A 2,719-nucleotide genomic window follows, 5' to 3' on the forward strand; every position below is an offset into this window, starting at 1 on the left:
CCTTGGCTGCCCTGACGGCGCCAGGAGCCAGGGCAGCCGACCAACGGTCGGCTCTACGCTTGCCCGCTGATCCAGACCTGCACCGCCGCCACATCGAACGGCCAGTCCAGCTCCCGCCCCTGCGCATCGCGCAGCACCGGCACGCGCAGGCCGTAGCGGGCCTCCAGCGCCGCGTCATCGTCGATGAACACACTGTCCAGGCCCGATACCCGGGCCTGGGCCAGCACCGCCAGGGCCTGGTCGCACAACTGGCAGTCATCACGCTGGAACAAGGTAAACACCGGCCCACCCGCCTTGGAAAATGTTGCGCCGCAGCCAGAGCCGGCGGCGCGAAGCGCATAGAATAGCGCTCCATCCGATACCCGCAGTTTGGCAATCATGGCTGTCAGCACGTTCGACGTTTTCAAGATCGGCATTGGCCCGAGCTCCTCGCACACCGTGGGACCGATGAAGGCCGCCGAACGCTTCGTGCACCGCTGGTTGCTGGATCCGGGCCGCCTGCAGGACGTGGTGCGCATCCGCGCCGACGTGTACGGCTCGCTGGCCCTGACCGGGCGCGGCCATGGCACCGACAAGGCGGTCCTGCTCGGGCTGGAGGGGCAGCGCCCGAACCTGATCGACCCGGATATCATCCCGGCAACCCTCGAACGCATCCGTAGCAGCAAGCGGATCCAGTTGATGGGCACCCATGAGATCGCCTTCGACGAGAAGCGCGACCTGGGCCTGAACAAGCGGCAGAAGCTGCCCTACCACACCAACGGCATGCGCTTCACCGCCTATGACGCGGACGAGCAGGTGATCGCCACCCGCGATTACTACTCCGTCGGTGGCGGCTTCGTGGTCAACCAGGACGACGCGGCCGATGATCGCATCGTGCCTGATGAAACGCCGTTGCCGTATCCGTTCAAGAGCGGCGACGAACTGCTCGCGCAGACCGCGCGCAGTGGGTTGAGCATCGCCCAGATGATGTTCGAGAACGAAAAAAGCTGGCGCAGCGAAGACGAGATCCGCGAGCAGCTGCGCGAGATCTGGGGTGCGATGCAGGCGTGCGTGGCGCGCGGCATCCGCCAGGAGGGTACCCTGCCCGGCGGCCTGCATGTCTCCCGCCGCGCCCCGGCGCTGTACCGCGAGCTGTCGTCCAAGCCCGAAGCAGCCATGCGCGATCCGCTGACCACGTTGGACTGGGTCAACCTGTACGCGCTGGCAGTCAATGAAGAAAACGCCGCCGGTGGCCGCGTGGTCACCGCGCCGACCAATGGCGCGGCCGGCGTGCTGCCCGCGGTCCTGCATTACTTCGACCGCTTCTGCCCGGGCGCCAACGAACAGCGCGTGTTCGATTTCCTGCTGACCTCGGCGGCGATCGGCATCCTGTACAAGGAAAACGCCTCCATTTCCGGTGCCGAAGTCGGTTGCCAGGGCGAAGTGGGCGTGGCCTGCTCGATGGCCGCCGGTGGCCTGGTTGCCGCACTCGGCGGCAGCCCCAGCCAGATCGAGAACGCCGCCGAGATCGGCATGGAACACAACCTTGGTCTGACCTGCGACCCGATCGGCGGGCTGGTGCAGATCCCGTGCATCGAACGCAACGCGATGGGCGCGGTCAAGGCGATCAACGCCTCGCGCATGGCCATGCGCGGCGACGGCAAACACAAGGTATCGCTGGACAAGGTCATCAAGACCATGCGCGACACCGGGCGCGACATGCAGGACAAGTACAAGGAAACCAGCCGCGGCGGCTTGGCGGTCAACGTCATCGAGTGCTGATCGATCGCCCCGGTAGAGCCGACCGTTGGTCGGCTTGTCCACCATCGCGGGAAAATGCAGCCGACCAACGGTCGGCTCTACGCGGTGTGGAAATGCAGCCGACCATCGGTCGGCTCTGCGCAACAGCATCATCGCGGTGCCTCCAGTAAAGTCGGGCTTCCCCTTCCGGAGACCGCCATGCGCATCCTGGCCGCCGCCCTGCTCGCCTGCCTGCCCCTGACTTCACTCGCCGCCGACACCTATGGCCCACGGCTGGAAGGCTTCGAGTACCCCTACCCGGTGAAGATCTTCCAGTTCGACGCACAGCGACAACCACTGGAGATGGCCTACCTCGATGTCCCGCCGGCCGGCAAGGCCTTCGCCGGCACGGTCGTACTGCTGCACGGCAAGAACTTCTGCGCAGCCACTTGGCAGGACACCATCCAGGCGCTGAGCGCCGCCGGTTACCGGGTGATCGCACCGGACCAGATCGGCTTCTGCAAATCCAGCAAGCCCGAGCGCTACCAGTATTCGTTCGGCCAGCTGGCCGCCAATACCCACGCCCTGCTCGCCCATCTTGGGCTCGACGCGGCCCAGGTCGACCTCGTCGGCCATTCGATGGGTGGCATGCTCGCCGCGCGCTATGCGCTGATGTATCCGCATCAGCTGCGGCACCTGGCGCTGGTCAATCCCATCGGGCTGGAAGACTGGAAGGCCAMGGGCGTGCCCTGGCGCAGCGTGGATGCGTGGTATGCCGGCGAGTTGAAGACCAGTTTCGACAGCATCAAAAAGTACCAGCTGGAGGTGTATTACAACGGCCAGTGGAAGCCCGGGTACGCGCACTGGGTAAGCATGCAGTCACGCATGTACGACGGCCCGGGGAAGCAGGCGGTGGCCTGGAGCCAGGCGCTGACCTCGGACATGGTGTTCAACCAGCCGGTGGTCTACGAGCTGCCGCGGATCACCGTGCCGACCACGT

3 protein-coding genes are annotated in these 2,719 nt (G+C 65.8%); 2 read left to right on the forward strand and 1 reads right to left on the reverse strand.

Going from position 1 to position 2,719, the window contains the following annotated elements; genetic code table 11:
• Positions 1-53 precede the first annotated feature (53 nt).
• Complete coding sequence (locus AC1DQP_RS19160) at positions 54-281, reverse strand: glutaredoxin family protein (RefSeq protein WP_256775810.1); 228 nt, start codon at positions 279-281, stop codon at positions 54-56.
• 97 nt (positions 282-378) lie between these two features.
• Here AC1DQP_RS19160 and AC1DQP_RS19165 point away from each other — a divergent pair, with 97 nt between their 5' ends.
• Together AC1DQP_RS19165 and AC1DQP_RS19170 are read left to right on the forward strand one after the other, a co-directional pair.
• On the forward strand, positions 379-1,761 hold the full coding sequence (locus AC1DQP_RS19165) for an L-serine ammonia-lyase (protein WP_256775811.1): 1,383 nt from the start codon (positions 379-381) through the stop codon (positions 1,759-1,761).
• 177 nt (positions 1,762-1,938) lie between these two features.
• Positions 1,939-2,719, forward strand: a 781-nt coding sequence (locus tag AC1DQP_RS19170) for an alpha/beta fold hydrolase (RefSeq protein WP_478052269.1), incomplete at its 3' end; no start/stop codon positions are given.

The sequence above is a fragment of the Stenotrophomonas sp. P5_A8 genome, assembly GCF_056400545.1.